This is a genomic window from Pseudomonas aphyarum (assembly GCF_028657055.1).
GTDB lineage: Bacteria > Pseudomonadota > Gammaproteobacteria > Pseudomonadales > Pseudomonadaceae > Aquipseudomonas > Aquipseudomonas aphyarum.
On record NZ_JAMDGS010000014.1, the window covers coordinates 275904 to 293033 of the forward strand.

The 17130-nt window shown below is 62.6% G+C and carries 17 protein-coding genes; 13 read left to right on the plus strand and 4 right to left on the minus strand.

Annotated elements, in window-relative coordinates; all coding sequences use genetic code 11:
- Positions 1 to 86 precede the first annotated feature (86 nt).
- The 9 genes from mdcA (at position 87) to madM (ending at position 7332) form a co-directional block, all read left to right on the plus strand.
- On the plus strand, positions 87 to 1757 hold the full coding sequence (gene mdcA, locus M5G18_RS22100) for a malonate decarboxylase subunit alpha (RefSeq protein ID WP_273896185.1): 1671 nt from the start codon (positions 87 to 89) through the stop codon (positions 1755 to 1757).
- Positions 1757 to 2629 carry a triphosphoribosyl-dephospho-CoA synthase gene (locus tag M5G18_RS22105; protein WP_273896186.1) on the plus strand — a complete coding sequence of 291 codons (873 nt, stop codon included), beginning with the start codon at positions 1757 to 1759 and terminating at the stop codon, positions 2627 to 2629. The genes mdcA and M5G18_RS22105 overlap by 1 nt, the downstream gene beginning before the upstream one ends.
- Complete coding sequence (locus tag M5G18_RS22110; protein ID WP_273896187.1) at positions 2629 to 2928, plus strand: malonate decarboxylase subunit delta; 300 nt, start codon at positions 2629 to 2631, stop codon at positions 2926 to 2928. Before M5G18_RS22105 ends, M5G18_RS22110 begins: the two co-directional genes overlap by 1 nt.
- Positions 2921 to 3772 (plus strand): biotin-independent malonate decarboxylase subunit beta, encoded by an 852-nt coding sequence (locus M5G18_RS22115; protein ID WP_273896188.1) that lies wholly within the window; start codon positions 2921 to 2923, stop codon positions 3770 to 3772. Before M5G18_RS22110 ends, M5G18_RS22115 begins: the two co-directional genes overlap by 8 nt.
- Positions 3769 to 4554 carry a biotin-independent malonate decarboxylase subunit gamma gene (mdcE, locus tag M5G18_RS22120; RefSeq protein WP_273896189.1) on the plus strand — a complete coding sequence of 262 codons (786 nt, stop codon included), beginning with the start codon at positions 3769 to 3771 and terminating at the stop codon, positions 4552 to 4554. Before M5G18_RS22115 ends, mdcE begins: the two co-directional genes overlap by 4 nt.
- A complete protein-coding gene (locus tag M5G18_RS22125) occupies positions 4548 to 5168 on the plus strand; it encodes a malonate decarboxylase holo-ACP synthase (RefSeq protein WP_273896190.1) in 621 nt (206 codons plus the stop codon). Before mdcE ends, M5G18_RS22125 begins: the two co-directional genes overlap by 7 nt.
- Positions 5165 to 6085 carry a malonate decarboxylase subunit epsilon gene (mdcH, locus tag M5G18_RS22130; protein WP_273896191.1) on the plus strand — a complete coding sequence of 307 codons (921 nt, stop codon included), beginning with the start codon at positions 5165 to 5167 and terminating at the stop codon, positions 6083 to 6085. The genes M5G18_RS22125 and mdcH overlap by 4 nt, the downstream gene beginning before the upstream one ends.
- 64 nt (positions 6086 to 6149) lie before the next feature.
- Positions 6150 to 6566, plus strand: coding sequence for a malonate transporter subunit MadL (gene madL / locus M5G18_RS22135; protein WP_007953315.1), 417 nt, complete (start codon positions 6150 to 6152; stop codon positions 6564 to 6566).
- A 1-nt stretch (position 6567) separates the two neighbouring features.
- Positions 6568 to 7332, plus strand: coding sequence for a malonate transporter subunit MadM (gene madM / locus M5G18_RS22140; protein ID WP_273896192.1), 765 nt, complete (start codon positions 6568 to 6570; stop codon positions 7330 to 7332).
- 248 nt (positions 7333 to 7580) lie between these two features.
- Here the strand turns inward: madM and M5G18_RS22145 are convergent, their stop codons facing one another.
- On the minus strand, positions 7581 to 8501 hold the full coding sequence (locus tag M5G18_RS22145; protein ID WP_115079492.1) for a LysR family transcriptional regulator: 921 nt from the start codon (positions 8499 to 8501) through the stop codon (positions 7581 to 7583).
- Between the two features lie 141 nt (positions 8502 to 8642).
- Between M5G18_RS22145 and trhA the strand changes: the two genes are divergently transcribed.
- Positions 8643 to 9260: a PAQR family membrane homeostasis protein TrhA gene (trhA, locus tag M5G18_RS22150; RefSeq protein WP_011336351.1), complete on the plus strand. Its 618-nt coding sequence runs from the start codon at positions 8643 to 8645 to the stop codon at positions 9258 to 9260.
- Positions 9261 to 9371: 111 nt separating this feature from the next.
- Here trhA and M5G18_RS22155 read toward each other — a convergent pair whose 3' ends face one another.
- Complete coding sequence (locus M5G18_RS22155; RefSeq protein WP_273896193.1) at positions 9372 to 10091, minus strand: 16S rRNA (uracil(1498)-N(3))-methyltransferase; 720 nt, start codon at positions 10089 to 10091, stop codon at positions 9372 to 9374.
- 153 nt (positions 10092 to 10244) lie between these two features.
- Positions 10245 to 11651 carry an adenosylmethionine--8-amino-7-oxononanoate transaminase gene (locus M5G18_RS22160; RefSeq protein ID WP_236187486.1) on the minus strand — a complete coding sequence of 469 codons (1407 nt, stop codon included), beginning with the start codon at positions 11649 to 11651 and terminating at the stop codon, positions 10245 to 10247.
- Between the two features lie 223 nt (positions 11652 to 11874).
- On the opposite strand from M5G18_RS22160, the gene M5G18_RS22165 reads away from it, so the two are divergent.
- The 3 genes from M5G18_RS22165 (at position 11875) to M5G18_RS22175 (ending at position 15034) form a co-directional block, all read left to right on the plus strand.
- Positions 11875 to 13656, plus strand: a complete 1782-nt coding sequence (locus M5G18_RS22165) for a flavin monoamine oxidase family protein (RefSeq protein WP_273896194.1) — start codon at positions 11875 to 11877, stop codon at positions 13654 to 13656.
- A 215-nt stretch (positions 13657 to 13871) separates the two neighbouring features.
- Positions 13872 to 14423, plus strand: coding sequence for a cytochrome b (locus tag M5G18_RS22170; protein WP_192562700.1), 552 nt, complete (start codon positions 13872 to 13874; stop codon positions 14421 to 14423).
- A 32-nt stretch (positions 14424 to 14455) separates the two neighbouring features.
- The gene (locus M5G18_RS22175) at positions 14456 to 15034 is read left to right on the plus strand and encodes a YceI family protein (protein WP_045121911.1); all 579 of its coding nucleotides are present in this window, start codon (positions 14456 to 14458) and stop codon (positions 15032 to 15034) included.
- A 140-nt stretch (positions 15035 to 15174) separates the two neighbouring features.
- Here the strand turns inward: M5G18_RS22175 and M5G18_RS22180 are convergent, their stop codons facing one another.
- Entirely contained in the window at positions 15175 to 17043 is a 1869-nt protein-coding gene (locus tag M5G18_RS22180; protein WP_273896195.1) for an RNA helicase RhlE2, read from the minus strand.
- Positions 17044 to 17130 lie beyond the last annotated feature (87 nt).

Here is a 17130-nt window from a genome sequence, read left to right on the forward strand (position 1 = left end):
CGTAATGATTCACCACCGCGCTTGATTGATGCCCCCACCCGACACTCCTAAGGTAGCTCCACGACAGCGAACCCCGTGGAGTGAGCATGACAACAACAATATCCCCCGACTCGCGCTGGACGCGGCGGCGTGACGAGAAGCAGCGGCGCCTCGACAAGGTGCGCGGGCTGGCCGACGGTGCGGTGTTGCCCACCGACAGGATCGTCGCGGCGCTTGAGGCGCTGATCCATCCGGGCGACCGTGTGGTGCTGGAGGGCAACAACCAGAAGCAGGCGGATTTCCTTTCCCGTGCGCTGGCCAAAGCCGATCCTGAAAAGCTCCACGACCTGCACATGATCATGCCCAGCGTCGGTCGCTCCGAGCATCTGGACCTGTTCGAACGCGGCATCGCCCGCAAGCTCGATTTCTCCTTCGCCGGTACCCAGAGCCTGCGCATCAGCCAGTTGCTCGAAGACGGCTTGCTGGAAGTCGGCGCGATCCACACCTACATCGAACTCTACGCCCGGCTGGTGGTGGACCTGATCCCCAACGTCGTGCTCTCGGCCGGGTTCATGGCCGACCGTGCCGGCAACATCTACACCGGCCCGAGCACCGAAGACACCCCGGCGCTGATCGAACCGGCCGCGTTCAGCGACGGCATCGTCATCGTCCAGGTCAATCAACTGGTGGACGACGTCAGCGAGCTGCCTCGCGTGGACATCCCCGCATCGTGGGTCGATTTCGTGGTGGTGGCGGACAAGCCGTTCTACATCGAGCCGCTGTTCACCCGCGACCCTCGCCACATCAAGCCTGTGCACGTGCTGATGGCGATGATGGCGATCCGCGGGATCTACGAAAAACACAATGTGCAATCGCTGAACCACGGCATCGGTTTCAACACCGCCGCCATCGAATTGATCCTGCCGACCTACGGCGAATCCCTCGGCCTCAAGGGCAAGATCTGCCGCAACTGGACCCTCAACCCGCACCCAACCCTGATCCCGGCGATTGAAAGCGGTTGGGTCGAAAGCGTGCATTGCTTCGGCACCGAACTGGGCATGGAAAACTACATCGCCGCCCGGCCCGATGTGTTCTTCACCGGCCGCGACGGCTCGCTGCGTTCCAACCGGATGTTCTGCCAACTGGCCGGGCAATACGCGGTGGACCTGTTCATCGGCGCAACCCTGCAAGTCGATGGCGATGGCCATTCCTCTACCGTGACCCGTGGCCGCCTCGCCGGTTTCGGCGGCGCGCCAAACATGGGTCACGACCCGCGCGGCCGTCGTCACGGCACCCCGGCGTGGCTTGATATGCGCCACGATGATTCGCAGCAACCGATGCTCGAACGCGGTAAGAAACTCGTGGTGCAGATGGTCGAGACCTTCCAGGAGGGCGGCAAACCAACCTTCGTCGAAACCCTCGACGCGGTAGAGGTGGCAAAGAAAAGCGGGATGCCGCTGGCGCCGATCATGATCTACGGCGACGACGTCACCCACCTGCTCACCGAAGAAGGCATCGCCTACCTGTACAAGGCGCGCTCGCTGGAAGAGCGTCAGACGATGATCGCTGCGGTCGCTGGCGTCACCGCCATCGGTCTGCGCCACAACCCGAAAGACACCGAACGCATGCGCCGCGAAGGCCTGATTGCCTTGCCCGAAGACCTCGGCATCCGTCGCACCGACGCCACCCGCGAATTGCTGGCGGCGAAGAGCGTGGCCGATCTGGTCGAGTGGTCCGGCGGCCTCTACAACCCGCCCGCCAAGTTCAGGAGCTGGTAATGCACGCACTCAACCTGCAACCCAAAACCATCACTCTCGCGGAACGGCTGGCGGATCTGGCCGTGGACGCGCTGATCGACGAAGCTGACCTGTCACCAAAACCGGCGCTGGTCGACCGTCGCGGCAACGGTGCACACACCGATCTGCACCTGGGTTTGATGCACGCCTCGGCGCTGGCGTTGTGGCCGGCGTTCAAGGAAATGGCCGAGGCCGCTCTCGAGTTCGGCGCGATCGGCTTGCCGCTGCGCGAAGCTATTGGCCGTATCGGTCGGGAAGGCGAGCAAGCGATGCTCGCCACCACCAGCGGTGTGAACACCCATCGCGGGGCGATCTGGGCGCTGGGCCTGCTGGTCACGGCTGCTGCGCTGGATACCAAGTCCACCAGCGCTGGCGCCGTCACTCTGCGCGCTGCGCGTCTGGCATTGCTCGATGACCGTTATGCGCCTCGCCCGCTGAGCCACGGTGCCCAAGTCGCCCAGCGCTACGGTGCTCGCGGTGCCCGGGAGGAAGCGCAACTCGGCTTCCCGTCCGTGGTGCAACGCGGCCTGCCGCAGCTCAAACGCAGCCGCGCCGCCGGCCATGGCGAACAGAACGCCCGGCTCGATGGCTTGCTCGCAATCATGACCGACCTCGCCGACACTTGCGTCCTCTATCGCGCCGGCGAACCGGGCCTGCACGCCATGCAGCACGGCGCCCAGGCAGTGCTCGACGCCGGGGGCAGCGCCAGCCTCACCGGTCGCCGCCGCCTGCACGAACTGGATCAACAACTCATCGCATTGAATGCCTCGCCCGGTGGCGCCGCCGACTTGCTCGCCGCCACTCTGCTGCTTGATCGAATCGAGCGCGACGGCATCTTTCAGGGAGCGTTTTGATGGAAACCTTATCCTTTGAATTCCCCGCCGGGCAGCCGTCGCGCGGTCGGGCGCTGGTCGGTTGTGTCGGTTCGGGCGATCTGGAAGTGCTGATCGAACCGGGCCTGGCCGGCAAGCTGACGATCAATGTGCAGACCTCGGTCAACGGCGCGCAGCAGCGCTGGCAGCATCTGTTCGCGCGGATGTTCGACGGCACCACGCCGCCGGCGATGGCCATCGATATCCACGACTTCGGCGCGACCCCGGGCGTGGTGCGCTTGCGGCTGGAACAAGGCTTCGAGGAGATCGGCCATGACTGACACCTCAGCGCTTCTGCACAAACACTCGTTCGTCGAACTCGGCGCACGGCAGCGGGCGAAAGCCTTGCTCGACACCGGCACCTTCCGCGAACTGCTCGATCCGTTTCAACGCGTCATGTCGCCATGGCTGGAACGTCAGGGCGTGGTGCCGCAGGCCGATGACGGCGTGGTGATCGCCAAGGGCAGCCTCGTCGGTTTGCCGGTAGTGATCGCGGCCATCGAAGGCGCGTTTCAAGGCGGCAGCCTCGGTGAAGTCGGCGGCGCCAAAATCGCCGGCGCGCTGGAACTGGCCGCCGAGGACAACCGCAAAGGCATCCCGACCCGCGCCATCCTGCTGCTGGAAACCGGCGGCGTGCGCTTGCAAGAAGCCAACCTCGGACTGGCGGCGATTGCCGATATCCACGCGGCGATTGTCGATCTGCAGCAGTACCAACCGGTGGTCGGCGTGGTGGCCGGCAGCGTCGGTTGCTTTGGCGGGATGTCGATTGCCGCCGCGCTGTGCAGCTACTTGCTGGTGACCCAGGAAGCTCGCCTCGGCCTGAACGGCCCGCAGGTGATCGAGCAGGAAGCCGGGATCGAGGAGTACGACTCCCGCGACCGGCCTTTCATCTGGAGCCTGACCGGCGGTGAGCAACGTTTCGCCAGTGGTCTGGTGGACCGTTACGTTGCCGATGACGTGGCGCAGATTCGCCAGCAGGTCGACGAACTGCTGCAACAAGGCTTGCCGCTGCAACCGCGCAGTCAGCGGGCCGAATGGTTCCTGCAACGCCTGACGAGCCTGGACACTGACAAGCAAATCGAGCCTTCGGTGGTTCGCGATCTGTATCAAGGAGAGCGCTCATGAGCGGTTATTCCGTGCGCGGTTTGAACTGGTTCATCGCCTTGAGCGCTGGCGCGAATGTGGTTGAAGGTTTGCCGCCATCGCTGAAGGTCGCTGACGGGCCACTGGGTCGCTTTATCGCGGTGGTCGCCGATCCGCAAAACCGTTTCCCTCGCGCTCGCAACGGCGAAGTCGGTTTGCTCGAAGGCTGGGGTCTGGCCAAGGCTGTGGATGATGCGATCACCGCCGACCGAGACAAAACGCAAAAGCGCCCACTGATCGCCATCGTCGATGTGCCGAGCCAGGCCTACGGTCGCCGCGAAGAAGCCCTCGGCATTCATCAGGCTTTGGCCGGTGCGGCGGATGCTTACGCCCGCGCGCGTCTGGCCGGGCATCCGGTGATTGCGCTGCTGGTGGGCAAGGCCATGTCGGGGGCGTTTCTCGCTCACGGATATCAGGCCAATCGCTTGATCGCCCTGCGTGATCCGGGGGTGATGGTGCACGCGATGGGCAAGGCTTCGGCGGCGCGGGTGACCTTGCGCAGCGTCGAAGAACTGGAAGCCCTGGCGTCCAGCGTGCCGCCGATGGCCTATGACATCGACAGCTATGCCAGCCTCGGATTGCTCTGGGAAACCCTGTCGGTGCAACAGATCGAACAGCCGACGGCGGAGGATCTGGCGCGGGTCGGCGAATGCCTGAAGCAAGCCATCGGCGATATTTCGGCGACTGATTTGAGTAATCGTCTCGGCGCGAAAAATCGCGAAGCCTCCAGCCGTGTACGTGAATTGCTGAGGGCGCAGTGGTGAACACGCCTCTGGCCCACGACCTGCTGTGGGGCATGACGCCGGCGCAGTTGCCGGCGGATGCGCCGCAGTGGGCGATTGATTCGCTGGCTGCCGGGCAACCGGTGGTGGTGCGGCGGGAGTTGAGTGAAGGCGGGTTCGTGGCAGTGGGCGTGCGCGGTCGGTTGCGCGAGCAGCGCTTGGCGGCGTTCATGGCGATCGATTCGATTGCCTGTCGGGTCAGCCCGGAAGCGCTTTGTCATGTCGAGAGCGAACGTGATTTGCCGGTCATGCACGCGCTGCGGCAACTGCGGCCGGTACTCGATGATTGCGGCTGGATCTGGGGTGTCAGTGGCAGTGTCGGGTTTGAACTGGCGAGTGGGTTTGCGGCCATGCACGAAGCCAGCGATCTCGACTTGATCCTGCGAACACCGCAACTCATTACCCGAAATCAGGCGCGTAAATTGGTCGCGGTTTTCGATCAGGCGATCTGCCGGGTCGATCTGCAATTGCAGACACCATTCGGTGCCGTCGCCCTGCGCGAGTGGGCCGGGAATGCTTCGCGGGTGCTGCTGAAAAACGCCCATGAAGCCTGTCTGGTGTCTGATCCGTGGAACCCTCAGGAGCAGGCAGCGTGAGCAGTCTGCTGGTGTTTCCCGGCCAGGGCGCGCAGCAACCCGGCATGCTCCAGCGTTTGCCTAGGGAAACGCTGATCGAGGCCAGCGATAGCCTCGGTGAAGATGTCTTGCGCCTGGATTCCATAGAAGCGCTGCGCAGCACCCGGGCGGTTCAGCTCTGTCTGCTGATCGCCGGAGTCGCGGCCTCGCGGCAGTTGTTGCAGGAAGGGTTTGCCGCAGATTACGTCGCCGGTCTGTCCATTGGTGCCTACCCGGCTGCGGTGGTTGCCAGAGCCTTGAGCTTCAGCGATGCGTTGCATCTGGTCAGCCTGCGTGGCGAGTTGATGCAGCAGGCTTATCCACAGGGCTTCGGCATGACCGCGATCATCGGTCTGCAATTATCCACAGTCGAAACGCTGCTGGCGCAGGTGCACGGCGCAGAAACACCGGTGTACCTGGCCAACATCAATGCCGATAACCAGGTGGTGATTGCCGGCAGCGACACGGCGATGCAGATGGTCGCCGAGCTGGCGCGCAGTCGTGGTGCCGGGCTGGCAAAACGTCTGGCGGTCAGCGTGCCGTCGCACTGCCCGTTGCTGGATCAGCCTGCGCAAACCCTCGCCGAAGCGTTCGCCAGGGTAGAACTGAAAACACCGAAAATCGCTTACCTGAGCGGCAGTCGCGCAAGGCCTGTGATCCAGGTAGAAGCGCTGCGCGACGACCTCGCCTTCAACATGTGCCGCGTGGTGGACTGGCGCGGCACCGTGCAAAGCGCTTACGAGCGCGGCGTACGTCTACAGATCGAACTGCCGCCCGGTGCGGTGCTGACCGGGCTGGCGCGCCGGGTGTTCGAGCAGGGCACCGTCACTGCCTTCGACAGTGCCCGGCTCGACACCTTGCAGGCGCTGTTGCGTGAAGAGGAGGGCCGACGACCCTAAATCACCGACTCAGGCTTCGAACAACAAAAACAACATTCGACGATGCACTTTGAGGACTACAACAATGATTATTTACGGTGTGGCGCTGCTGGCGATCTGTACGCTGGCAGGGGTGATCATGGGTGACCTGCTCGGCGTGCTGCTGGGGGTCAAATCCAACGTCGGCGGGGTCGGCATCGCCATGATCCTGTTGATCTGCGCGCGGTTGTGGATGCAGAAACGCGGCGGCATGACCAAGGATTGCGAGATGGGCGTCGGCTTTTGGGGCGCCATGTACATTCCGGTGGTGGTGGCGATGGCCGCGCAACAGAACGTCGTCACCGCCCTGCACGGCGGCCCGGTGGCGGTGCTGGCGGCGATCGGTTCGGTGGTGGTCTGTGGCTGCACGATTGCCCTGATCAGCCGCACCCACAAGGGCGAGCCTTTGCCCGACGAGCCGGCGGAAATCTCCCCGGTCGGCACGCCGGTAGGAGGTCGCTGACATGTGGGATCTCATTGAAAAAGGTCTGGAACACAACGGTCTGGTCACTGCGTTTGCCTTCGTCGGCGTGATCATGTGGGTCTCGGTGATTCTCTCCAAGCGCCTGACGTTCGGGCGGATTCACGGTTCGGCGATTGCCATCGTCATCGGCCTGGTACTGGCCTGGGTTGGCGGTACGATGACCGGCGGGCAGAAGGGCCTGGCGGACCTGACGCTGTTCTCCGGTATTGGTCTGATGGGCGGTGCGATGCTGCGGGATTTCGCCATCGTTGCCACGGCGTTTGAGGTGCAGGCCACTGAAGCGAAAAAGGCCGGCATGATCGGCGTGATTGCGCTGCTGCTGGGCACGATCCTGCCGTTCATTGTCGGCGCGTGCATGGCTTACGCGTTCGGTTATCGCGATGCGGTGAGCATGACCACCATCGGCGCGGGTGCGGTGACTTACATCGTTGGGCCGGTGACCGGTGCGGCGATTGGCGCGACGTCGGATGTGATGGCGCTGTCGATTGCCACCGGGTTGATCAAGGCGATTCTGGTGATGGTTGGCACGCCGGTGGCGGCGCGCTGGATGGGCCTCGACAATCCGCGTTCGGCGATGGTGTTTGGCGGGCTGGCCGGGACGGTGAGTGGTGTGACGGCGGGGTTGGCGGCGACGGATCGGCGGTTGGTGCCTTATGGGGCGTTGACGGCTACTTTCCACACAGGGCTTGGGTGTTTGCTTGGGCCTTCGCTGCTGTTCTTCATTGTTCGCGGGATTGTGGGCTGAACGTCAAAAGCGCCCTCACCCTAGCCCTCTCCCGGAGGGAGAGGGGACTGACCGAGGTGAATATTTGAGTTACGCCGACCTGAAAATCCTGAGTCGAACTCAGGTTTGAAAAGCCCCCGATCTGCTCCCTTTCCCCTCGCCCCCTTGGGGGAGAGGGCTGGGGTGAGGGGGTAGGCTGTTGATCTGCTGTTGATCTGCTGTTGATCTGCTGTTGATCTGCTGTTGATCTGCTGTTGATCTGCTTTTAATCACACCGCCGACTGGCGATTCGCATACATCCGACACTCCGCCAACAACGCCAACAAATTCGGATCCCGCTCCTTGGCCTTCAAGAACACCACCCCAATGTGCTGCTGCAACCGGTACTTCTCCTGCAATGGAATCAGCTTCACCCGGTTCTCGTACACCGCCGCAATCCTCCCCGGCAACAAGGCATAACCGACCCCGGAACTGACCATGCTCAGCAGGGTGAAGATGTCGTTGACCTGCATCGCCACCTTCGGCTCGAACCCCGCCTGCCTGAACACCCGAATACCGTCCTGATGAGTGGCGAAGCCTTGCGTGAGGGTGATGAAGGTTTCGTCGCGCACCTCCGCCAGATCCACTTCGCTGCGCTGGGCGAACCGGGAGTCCGCCGGGGTGGCGAGGAAGATGTCGTCGGAAAACAGTGGAATCTGCTCGCAGTCCGGGTCGTTGACGGTGTCGTCCAGCGACACCAGGATCGCGTCGACTTCCATGTTTTTCAGTTTGTAGAGCAGGTCGATGTTCGAGCCGAGGATCAGGTCGATGTTGAGTTCGCTGCGGCGGATCTTCAAACCCATGATCAACTGCGGCACGGTCTTCACCGTCAGCGAATACAGCGAGCCGAGCTTGAAACGCTCGGCCGAGAACCCGGCGGCTTCGCGGGTCAGACGCACGCTTTCGACCACGTCCTGAATCAGCTTCTGCGCCCGCTCTTCGAGCACGTAGGCGCTTTCCAGTGGCGTCAGGTTGCGCCCTTCGTGTTTGAACAACGGGCAGCGCAGGGCGCTTTCCAGCGAATGGATCGCGCGGTGCACGCTGACGTTGCTGGTCTGCAACTCGGCGGCGGCGCGGGCGAGGTTGCCGGTGCGCATGAAGGCGAGGAACACCTCGAGTTTCTTCAGGGTCAATTCTTCGTCGATCAGCATGGCGCGGACTCTTCTTGGTATCGGTCGATTGTGCCCAAATATCAGGACAGGCGCCTGCCTGTGTTGAACGGAAACATTGCGCTTTTACGCTCAAGGCCCGAGCCTTGCGCGCTGCGGTAATGAAATCGAGGTGTGCGACACATGTATCACGGAGAAAAACTGAACGCCTGGACGCATCTGGTCGGGGCGGTAGCGGCGTTTGTCGGGGGCGTGTGGATGCTGGTGATCGCCAGTCTCGACGGCAGCCCGTGGAAGATCGTCAGCGTGGCGATTTACGCCTTCACCTTGCTGGTGCTCTACAGCGCATCCACCGTGTACCACAGCGTGCGCGGGCGCAAGAAAGCGATCATGAAGAAGGTCGATCACTTTTCGATCTACCTGCTGATCGCCGGCAGTTACACGCCATTCTGCCTGGTGACACTGCGCGGGCCGTGGGGCTGGACGCTGTTCGGGATTGTCTGGGGGCTGGCGCTGATCGGCATTCTGCAAGAGATCAAGCCGCGCTCCGAGGCGCGGATCCTGTCGATCGTGATCTACGCGGTGATGGGCTGGATCGTGCTGGTGGCGGTCAAACCGCTGATCGCAGCGCTCGGGACGGCGGGGTTTGCCTGGCTGGCCTCGGGCGGTGTGCTGTACACCGTGGGGATCATCTTTTTTGCCCTCGACCATCGGTTGCGGCATGCCCACGGGATCTGGCATCTGTTCGTGATCGCCGGGAGCCTGCTGCACTTTGTGGCGATTTTGTTTTATGTCTTGTAGAGCGAGGCGCCGCCAATCGCTGGCAAGCCAGCTCCCACAGGGTTTGGTGTTGCTCACAACTGTTGCGGCCAACAAGGATCCCGTGGCAGCTGGCTTGCCAGCGATGGGGCCTTAGAAATCACCCCACAATTGCTGCGCCACCGCCAGCGCCACAACCGGCGCAGTCTCGGTACGCAGCACGCGCGGGCCGAGGCGGGCGGCGTGGAAACCGTTGGCCTTGGCTTGCTCGACTTCGGCGTCTGACAACCCGCCTTCAGGGCCGATCAGGAACGCCAGCGTCGCAGGCTTGGCATGGCTGACCAACGGCTCGGCCACCGGGTGCAGCACCAGTTTCAGTTCGGCTTCGGTCTGCTTCAGCCAGTCGGCCAGCAGCACCGGTGGATGAATCACCGGTACTCGCGAACGACCGCATTGCTCGCAGGCGCTGATCGCCACCTGACGCCAGTGCAGCAGGCGTTTGTCGGCGCGTTCGTCCTTGAGGCGGACTTCGCAGCGCTCGCTGAAGATCGGGGTGATTTCGGTCACGCCCAGTTCGGTGGCTTTCTGGATTGCCCAGTCCATCCGCTCGCCCCGGGACAGGCCCTGGCCGAGGTGGATTTGCAGCGGCGATTCGACCTGACCTGCGAACTGCTCGTCGATCTGCACCACCACGCGTTTCTTGCCGACTTCCACCAGCGATCCGCGAAATTCATGGCCGGAGCCGTCGAACATCTGCACCGCATCGCCCTCGGCCATGCGCAGCACGCGGCTGATGTAATGCGCCTGGGCTTCCGGCAGTTCGTGTTCGCCGGTGCTGAGCGGGGCGTCGATAAAGAAGCGGGACAGTCTCATGGTGGTTCTCTTTAAGTAGATCGTTCCCACGCTCTGCGTGGGAATGCCTCGTTGGACGCTCTGCGTCCGCTTTTGGGACGCGAAGCGTCCCGGGCTGCATTCCCACGCAGACGGTTCGACGCCTCGACGTGGGAACGAGTGAAGTAAGCCGGATCAGCCCGGATCACGGAACCCGGGATGGAAATCCTTCGGCACCGCCACACTGACGTTGTCACGGGTGGCGATGTCGATGCCTTCGCTGGCGACTTCGGCAAGGAAGTCGATCTGCTCCGGGGTGATCACGTACGGCGGCAGGAAATACACCACGCTGCCCAACGGACGCAGCAACGCGCCACGCTCCAGCGCATGCTGGAACACCTTCAGGCCGCGACGTTCCTGCCACGGATAAGCCTCTTTCGTGGCTTTGTCCTTGACCATCTCGATCGCCAGCACCATGCCGGTCTGACGCACTTCCGAAACATTCGGGTGATCCACCAGATGCGCCGTCGCCGAGGCCATGCGTTGAGCCAGCGCCCGGTTGTTCTCGATCACGTTGTCCTGTTCGAAGATATCCAGAGTCGCCAGCGCCGCCGCACACGCCAGCGGGTTGCCGGTGTAGCTGTGCGAATGCAGGAAGGCGCGCAGGGTCGGGTAATCGTCGTAGAACGCGCTGTACACCTCGTCGGTGGTCAGGCACGCCGCCAATGGCAAATAACCGCCGGTCAGGGCTTTCGACAGGCACAGGAAGTCCGGGCGGATGCCGGCCTGTTCGCAGGCGAACATCGTTCCGGTGCGGCCGAAGCCGACGGCGATTTCGTCGTGGATCAGGTGCACGCCGTAGCGGTCGCAGGCTTCGCGCAGCAGCTTGAGGTACACCGGGTGGTACATGCGCATGCCGCCGGCGCCCTGGATCAGCGGCTCGACGATCACGGCAGCGACGCTGTCGTGGTTCTCGGCCAGCGTCTGCTCCATCGCGGCAAACATGTTGCGCGAGTGCTCTTCCCAGCTCATGCCCTGCGGGCGCAGGTAGCAATCCGGGCTCGGCACCTTGATCGTGTCCATCAGCAGCGCTTTATAGGTTTCGGTGAACAACGGCACGTCACCGACCGACATCGCCGCCATGGTTTCGCCGTGGTAGCTGTTGGTCAGGGTAACGAAGCGCTTCTTGTTCGGCTGGCCGCGGTTGAGCCAGTAGTGAAAGCTCATTTTCAGCGCAACTTCGATGCAGGACGAACCGTTATCGGCGTAGAACACCCGGTTCAGGCCTTCCGGCGTCATCTTCACCAGACGTTCGGACAGTTCGATCACCGGCTGATGGCTGAAACCGGCCAGAATCACGTGTTCCAGCTGATCGACCTGATCCTTGATGCGCTGGTTGATGCGCGGGTTGGCGTGGCCGAACACGTTGACCCACCAGGAGCTGACCGCATCCAGATAACGCTTGCCTTCGAAGTCTTCCAGCCAGACGCCTTCACCGCGCTTGATCGGGATCAGCGGCAGCTGTTCGTGGTCTTTCATCTGGGTGCAGGGATGCCACAGCACCGCGAGATCGCGTTGCATCCACTGGTTGTTCAGGCCCATGTTCAGTCTCCTCGAGGCGGCTCGCGTCAGGCGCGGGCAAACAATCGCGCAAGCCTATGCAATGCGTCGCGCCGGGACAACCCATTGTGTCGATTGAGCTACTTTGTATGGGCCGATAGACGTCGCTGGCGGCGTTTTGATGGCTGACGTATTCTTCGCGGTTCTTTGGGTCGTCTGACTCGCAAAACTGCATTTTCCTACGTGTTTTTCCGGAGTTCGCTGAATGTCTGTCGGTTGGCTGCGCGCCTGTGCGCTAGTGGTGTTGGGGCTGTTTAGCGTTACGGCGCTGGCCAAGGATAAAACCGCAATCGTGATCGGCGGCGGCCTGTCGGGCCTGACGGCGGCTTACGAACTGCAGAACAAGGGCTGGCAGGTCACGCTGCTCGAAGCCAAGCCGAGCCTGGGCGGTCGCTCGGGCATGGCCACCAGCGAGTGGATCGGCAACGACAAGACTCAACCGGTGCTGAACAAGTACGTGTCGACCTTCAAGCTGAACACCACGCCAGCGCCTGAATTCGTACGGACCCCGGGTTACCTGATCGACGGCGAGTATTTCTCCGCCGCCGACCTGACCACCAAACAGCCTGCCACGGCCGAAGCGCTGAAGCGCTACGAAAAAACCCGTGACGATCTGGCGCGTTCGATCGACGACCCACAGAACCCGGCGGCGACCAACACCCTGCACGCCCTGGACCAGATCAACGTCTCGAGCTGGCTCGACAAGCAGAACCTGCCGGCCACCGCGCGTCAGCTGATCAACCAGGACATCCGCACCCACTACGACGAGCCTTCGCGCCTGTCGCTGCTGTACTTCGCGCAGCAGAGCCGGGTGTATCGCGGCGTGTCCGACCGTGACCTGCGCGCTTCGCGTCTGGTCGGTGGCAGCCCGGTGCTGGCCCAGGCCTTCGTCAAACAGCTGAAAACCATCAAGACCGACTCGCCGGTGTCCGCTATCACCCAGGACAAGGACGGCGTGACCGTCAAGGTCGGCAGCGTGGGCTATTCGGCGGATTACGTGGTGTTGGCCGTGCCACTGCGCGCGCTGAACAAGATCCAGCTGACCCCGGCGCTGGACGCCCAGCACCTGGCCGCGATCAAAGGCACCAACTACGGCTGGCGCGACCAGATCATGCTGAAGTTCAAGACGCCCGTGTGGGAAAGCAAGGCGCGGATGTCCGGCGAGATCTACAGCAACACCGGTCTTGGCATGTTGTGGATCGAGCCGGCCCTGAAGGGCGGCGCGAACGTGGTGATCAACCTGTCCGGCGACAACGCCCGCGTCATGCAGGCCTTCGGCGACAAGCAGATGGTCGATCAGGTGCTGATTCGTCTGCACGCGTTTTATCCACAGGCCCGTGGCTCGTTCACCGGCTATGAAATCCGTCGCTACAGCACTGATCCATCGACCGGCGGTTCTTACCTCGCCTTCGGCCCAGGCCAGATCAGCAAATACTGGCGTCTGTGGGAGCGTCCGCTGCAACGCGTAGCGTTTGCCGGCGAACACACCGACACCTTGTACCCGGGCACCCTGGAAGGCGCACTGCGCACCGGTCAGCGTGCGGCCAGTCAGGTTGAAGACCTGGCGGCGGGCAAATCCTTCGAACCGGCCAAAGTCGGCCCGGCAGCGGCCACCGCCGCAGCGGCAGGTGCAGCGGGTGCAGCCGTGGCGGCGAAGAAAGGCAACTTCTTCACCAACCTGTTCGGCGGTTCGGACGACGACAAGAAGCCAGAGCCTGTAAAAGCGCCAGAGCCGGCACCTGCTCCAGCCGCCCCAGCGCCTGCACCGACCCCGGCCCCTGCGCCAGCCCCGGTAGAAGCACCGAAGCCAGCAGCTCCGGTAAAAGCCGAGCCGGCCAAGAAAGCGGCTGCCAAACCAGCAGCGAAGAAACCGGCGGCCAAGACCGAAGCGAAAAAACCTGCAGCCAAACCTGCGGCGAAAAAAGCTGAACCGGCGAAGAAGCCAGCGGCCAAACCGGCGGCAACCACCGAGACCAAAGCGCAGTAAGGCTTTGCGGTGAATGAAAAAGCGCGGCTTTCAGGCCGCGCTTTTTTTTGCCCGTGATTCACAACATCCCGCCACACTTTTGTCTTTAATCTTTCCTTAACTCCCCTGTTCAAGACTCTTGATCGTATTTCTCGATATTTCAAAGCGAAATTTTCCGCTTTAATTCGATAGATAACTCGCTAGTCTTGGTTCGCAGTTCTCACAGGATTTGGGCAATGCAGCTACGTAACTCTTCTTCGCGCTACGGTTGGGTCAGCATCTTCATGCACTGGGGCGTGGCGCTGGTGGTCTTCGGGCTGTTCGCGCTGGGTCTGTGGATGGTGGGGCTGGATTACTACAGCACCTGGCGCAAAGACGCGCCGGATCTGCACAAGAGCATCGGTCTGGTGCTGCTGGGTGTGATGGTGTTGCGGGTGTTGTGGCGCTTTGTCAGCCCACCACCGCCAACGCTGCAAAGCTACAGCCGCATGACCCGCATCGGCGCCAGGTTCGGCCATGGGTTCCTCTACCTTGCGCTGTTCGCCGTGATGATTGCCGGTTACCTGATTTCCACCGCAGACGGTGTCGGGATCCCGGTGTTTGGCCTGTTTGAAGTTCCTGCACTGGTTTCCGGACTACCGGATCAGGCAGATACCGCCGGTGTGATTCATCTCTGGCTGGCATGGGCGCTGGTAATTTTTTCCGGCCTTCATGCGTTGGCAGCATTGAAGCACCACTTTATCGATCGTGATGCGACCCTGACACGAATGCTGGGACGCAAAGCCTGATGTTCAACCTCGACTCCAAAGGAAAACAAAGCATGTTGAAAAAGACTCTGGCCGCTCTGGCAATCGGCTCTGCCGTCCTGTCCGCCAACGTGATGGCCGCTGACTACGTGGTTGATAAAGAAGGCCAGCACGCCTTCGTCGACTTCAAGATCAGCCACCTGGGCTACAGCTTCATCACCGGTACCTTCAAGGACATCGATGGCAAGTTCAGCTTCGACGCTGCCAAGCCTGAAGACAGCAAGATCGAGTTCAACGTGAACACCGCCAGCGTGTTCACCAACCACGCCGAGCGCGACAAGCACATCGCCAGCGCTGACTTCCTGAACGCCAGCAAGTTCGCCAAGGCGACCTTCGTCTCCACCAGCGTCAAGTCCACCGGTGCCAACACCGCTGACGTGACCGGCGACCTGACCATCCTGGGCGTCACCAAGCCAGTGGTCGTGAAGGCTACCTTCCTGGGCGAAGGCAAGGATCCATGGGGCGGCTACCGTGCAGGTTTCGAAGGCACCACCACCATCAAGCGTTCCGATTTCGGCAAGCAGAAAGACCTGGGTCCGAAGTCCGACGCGGTCGAGCTGTACGTTTCGTTTGAAGGTGTGAAAGCGAAGTAATTTTCGCCGGCCACACAAAAACGCCCCCGGTCTTGCGACCGGGGGCGTTTTTTATTGCCTGCCGTAACTCTCGTCTCGGCGGCGCGCAAAAAAATGCCCCGGTTTTCAGGCCGGGGCATTTTTTCATGGCAGTGGAAAACTCAGCGATTGCGGGTCAGCAAGGCCGGTTTTTCACCGCGTGGGCGGCTTGGCAGTTGATCCAGCTGCTCAGGTGTCGGGAAGCGGTCGGCTTTCGATTCCTTGTGCATGATCTTCGGCCCGCTGCTGCGCGGGTTCTGCACTGCCGGTTCAGCGCGTTGCTGATCGTCACGGGCCGGGCGGCGGTTGCGCGAATTTTCATCGCGACGACCCTGACCATCACGCGGGGCACCGTTGCGCGGGCCGCTGCGTTTGCCTGGCGGCGTGCCGGTGCTCGAACCGTTGCTGTTGCGCGGGCCGTTCTGGCGACCTTGCGACTGACCGCCACGTGGTGCGCCCGAACCTGCGCCTTGCGCCGGAGCGCCTGGACGACGGTTGCGACCACCGGCCGGAGCCTGCTTCGGCACGTAATCGACGCGGTTACCGAAGTTATCGATATCGTCGTCGAGGAACTCGTCCGGAGCACGGTCAGCTGCGGCACGTGGCGGCTGGCTTGGCTGGCGCTGTTCGCGGGCCGGGGTGCCTTCACGCGGCTTTTGTTGACGGGCTGGACGCTCGCCACGCTCACCGGCCGGTTTTTCCTTGCCCTTGTCTTTGCCTTTGTCTTTACGACCGCCGCCACCGCCGCCGCCATTCGGGCCGTCGCCGCGTGGGCCACGGGCATTGCGCGGGTTGCGCATGTCCGGACGTTCGCGGGCTTCCGGCTTCTCGGCCTCGATGGTGCTGGCATCGAAACCCATCAGGTCGCCGTCGGCGATTTTCTGCTTGGTCATGCGTTCGATGCTTTTCAGCAGTTTTTCTTCGTCCGGTGCGACCAGCGAGATCGCCTCGCCCGAACGACCGGCACGGCCGGTACGGCCGATACGGTGCACGTAGTCTTCATCGACGTTCGGCAGTTCGAAGTTGACCACGTGTGGCAACTGGTCGATGTCCAGACCGCGCGCCGCGATGTCGGTCGCTACCAGGATGCGTACCTGGTTGGCCTTGAAGTCGGCCAGGGCTTTGGTGCGGGCGTTCTGGCTCTTGTTGCCGTGGATCGCCACAGCCGGCAGGCCGTGTTTGTCCAGGTACTCGGCCAGACGGTTGGCGCCGTGCTTGGTGCGGGTGAACACCAGCACCTGTTCCCACGCGCCGGCGGTGATCAGGTGAGCCAGCAGCGCACGCTTGTGGCTGGCTGGCAGACGGAATACGCGTTGCTCGATGCGCTCGACCGTGGTGTTCGGCGGCGTCACTTCGATGCGTTCCGGGTTGTGCAGCAGCTTGCCGGCAAGATCAGTGATGTCTTTGGAGAAGGTCGCCGAGAACAGCAGGTTCTGACGCTTGGCCGGCAGACGCGCGAGGACTTTCTTCACGTCGTGGACGAAGCCCATGTCGAGCATGCGGTCGGCTTCGTCGAGCACGAGGATTTCAACGTGGGACAGATCGACGCTGCCCTGGCCGCACAGGTCGAGCAGACGACCCGGGCACGCAACGAGGACGTCCACGCCACGGGACATGGCCTGAACCTGTGGGTTCATGCCGACGCCGCCGAAGATGCAGGCACTGACGAATTTCAGGTCGCGGGCGTAGATCTTGAAGCTGTCGTGAACCTGGGCCGCGAGTTCGCGGGTCGGGGTCAGGACCAGCACGCGCGGCTGGCGCGGGCCGTGACGCTGGGATTTGTCCGGGTGGCCGTTGGGGAACAGCCGCTCCAGGATCGGAAGGGCGAAACCGCCGGTTTTACCGGTACCTGTCTGTGCCGCAACCATCAGGTCGCGACCTTGCAACACGGCGGGAATGGCCCGCTGTTGCACCGGAGTAGGCTCGGTATAGCCCGCATCTTCGATAGCGCGGACCAAAGCCTCGGAGAGACCGAGGGAAGCAAAGGACATGAGTAATCCTGTTTCAGTTAGGGCTTGGCCCAATGGGAGTCTTGCCTGGCGCGAATGGCGTTTAAGAGGACGCAATCCCGTCCGGTC

Bases quoted from the DNA above. Each gene is read 5' to 3' on its own strand.
- M5G18_RS22160 (WP_236187486.1), bottom strand. From the start codon at position 11,651: ATGGGCCTGAACAACCAGTGGATGCAACGCGATCTCGCGGTGCTGTGG.
- M5G18_RS22145 (WP_115079492.1), bottom strand. From the start codon at position 8,501: ATGCTGATCGACGAAGAATTGACCCTGAAGAAACTCGAGGTGTTCCTC.
- M5G18_RS22105 (WP_273896186.1), top strand. From the start codon at position 1,757: ATGCACGCACTCAACCTGCAACCCAAAACCATCACTCTCGCGGAACGG.
- M5G18_RS22165 (WP_273896194.1), top strand. From the start codon at position 11,875: ATGTCTGTCGGTTGGCTGCGCGCCTGTGCGCTAGTGGTGTTGGGGCTG.
- madL (WP_007953315.1), top strand. From the start codon at position 6,150: ATGATTATTTACGGTGTGGCGCTGCTGGCGATCTGTACGCTGGCAGGG.
- mdcE (WP_273896189.1), top strand. From the start codon at position 3,769: ATGAGCGGTTATTCCGTGCGCGGTTTGAACTGGTTCATCGCCTTGAGC.
- trhA (WP_011336351.1), top strand. From the start codon at position 8,643: ATGTATCACGGAGAAAAACTGAACGCCTGGACGCATCTGGTCGGGGCG.
- M5G18_RS22180 (WP_273896195.1), bottom strand. From the start codon at position 17,043: ATGTCCTTTGCTTCCCTCGGTCTCTCCGAGGCTTTGGTCCGCGCTATC.
- M5G18_RS22115 (WP_273896188.1), top strand. From the start codon at position 2,921: ATGACTGACACCTCAGCGCTTCTGCACAAACACTCGTTCGTCGAACTC.
- M5G18_RS22110 (WP_273896187.1), top strand. From the start codon at position 2,629: ATGGAAACCTTATCCTTTGAATTCCCCGCCGGGCAGCCGTCGCGCGGT.
- madM (WP_273896192.1), top strand. From the start codon at position 6,568: ATGTGGGATCTCATTGAAAAAGGTCTGGAACACAACGGTCTGGTCACT.
- mdcA (WP_273896185.1), top strand. From the start codon at position 87: ATGACAACAACAATATCCCCCGACTCGCGCTGGACGCGGCGGCGTGAC.
- M5G18_RS22155 (WP_273896193.1), bottom strand. From the start codon at position 10,091: ATGAGACTGTCCCGCTTCTTTATCGACGCCCCGCTCAGCACCGGCGAA.
- M5G18_RS22175 (WP_045121911.1), top strand. From the start codon at position 14,456: ATGTTGAAAAAGACTCTGGCCGCTCTGGCAATCGGCTCTGCCGTCCTG.
- M5G18_RS22170 (WP_192562700.1), top strand. From the start codon at position 13,872: ATGCAGCTACGTAACTCTTCTTCGCGCTACGGTTGGGTCAGCATCTTC.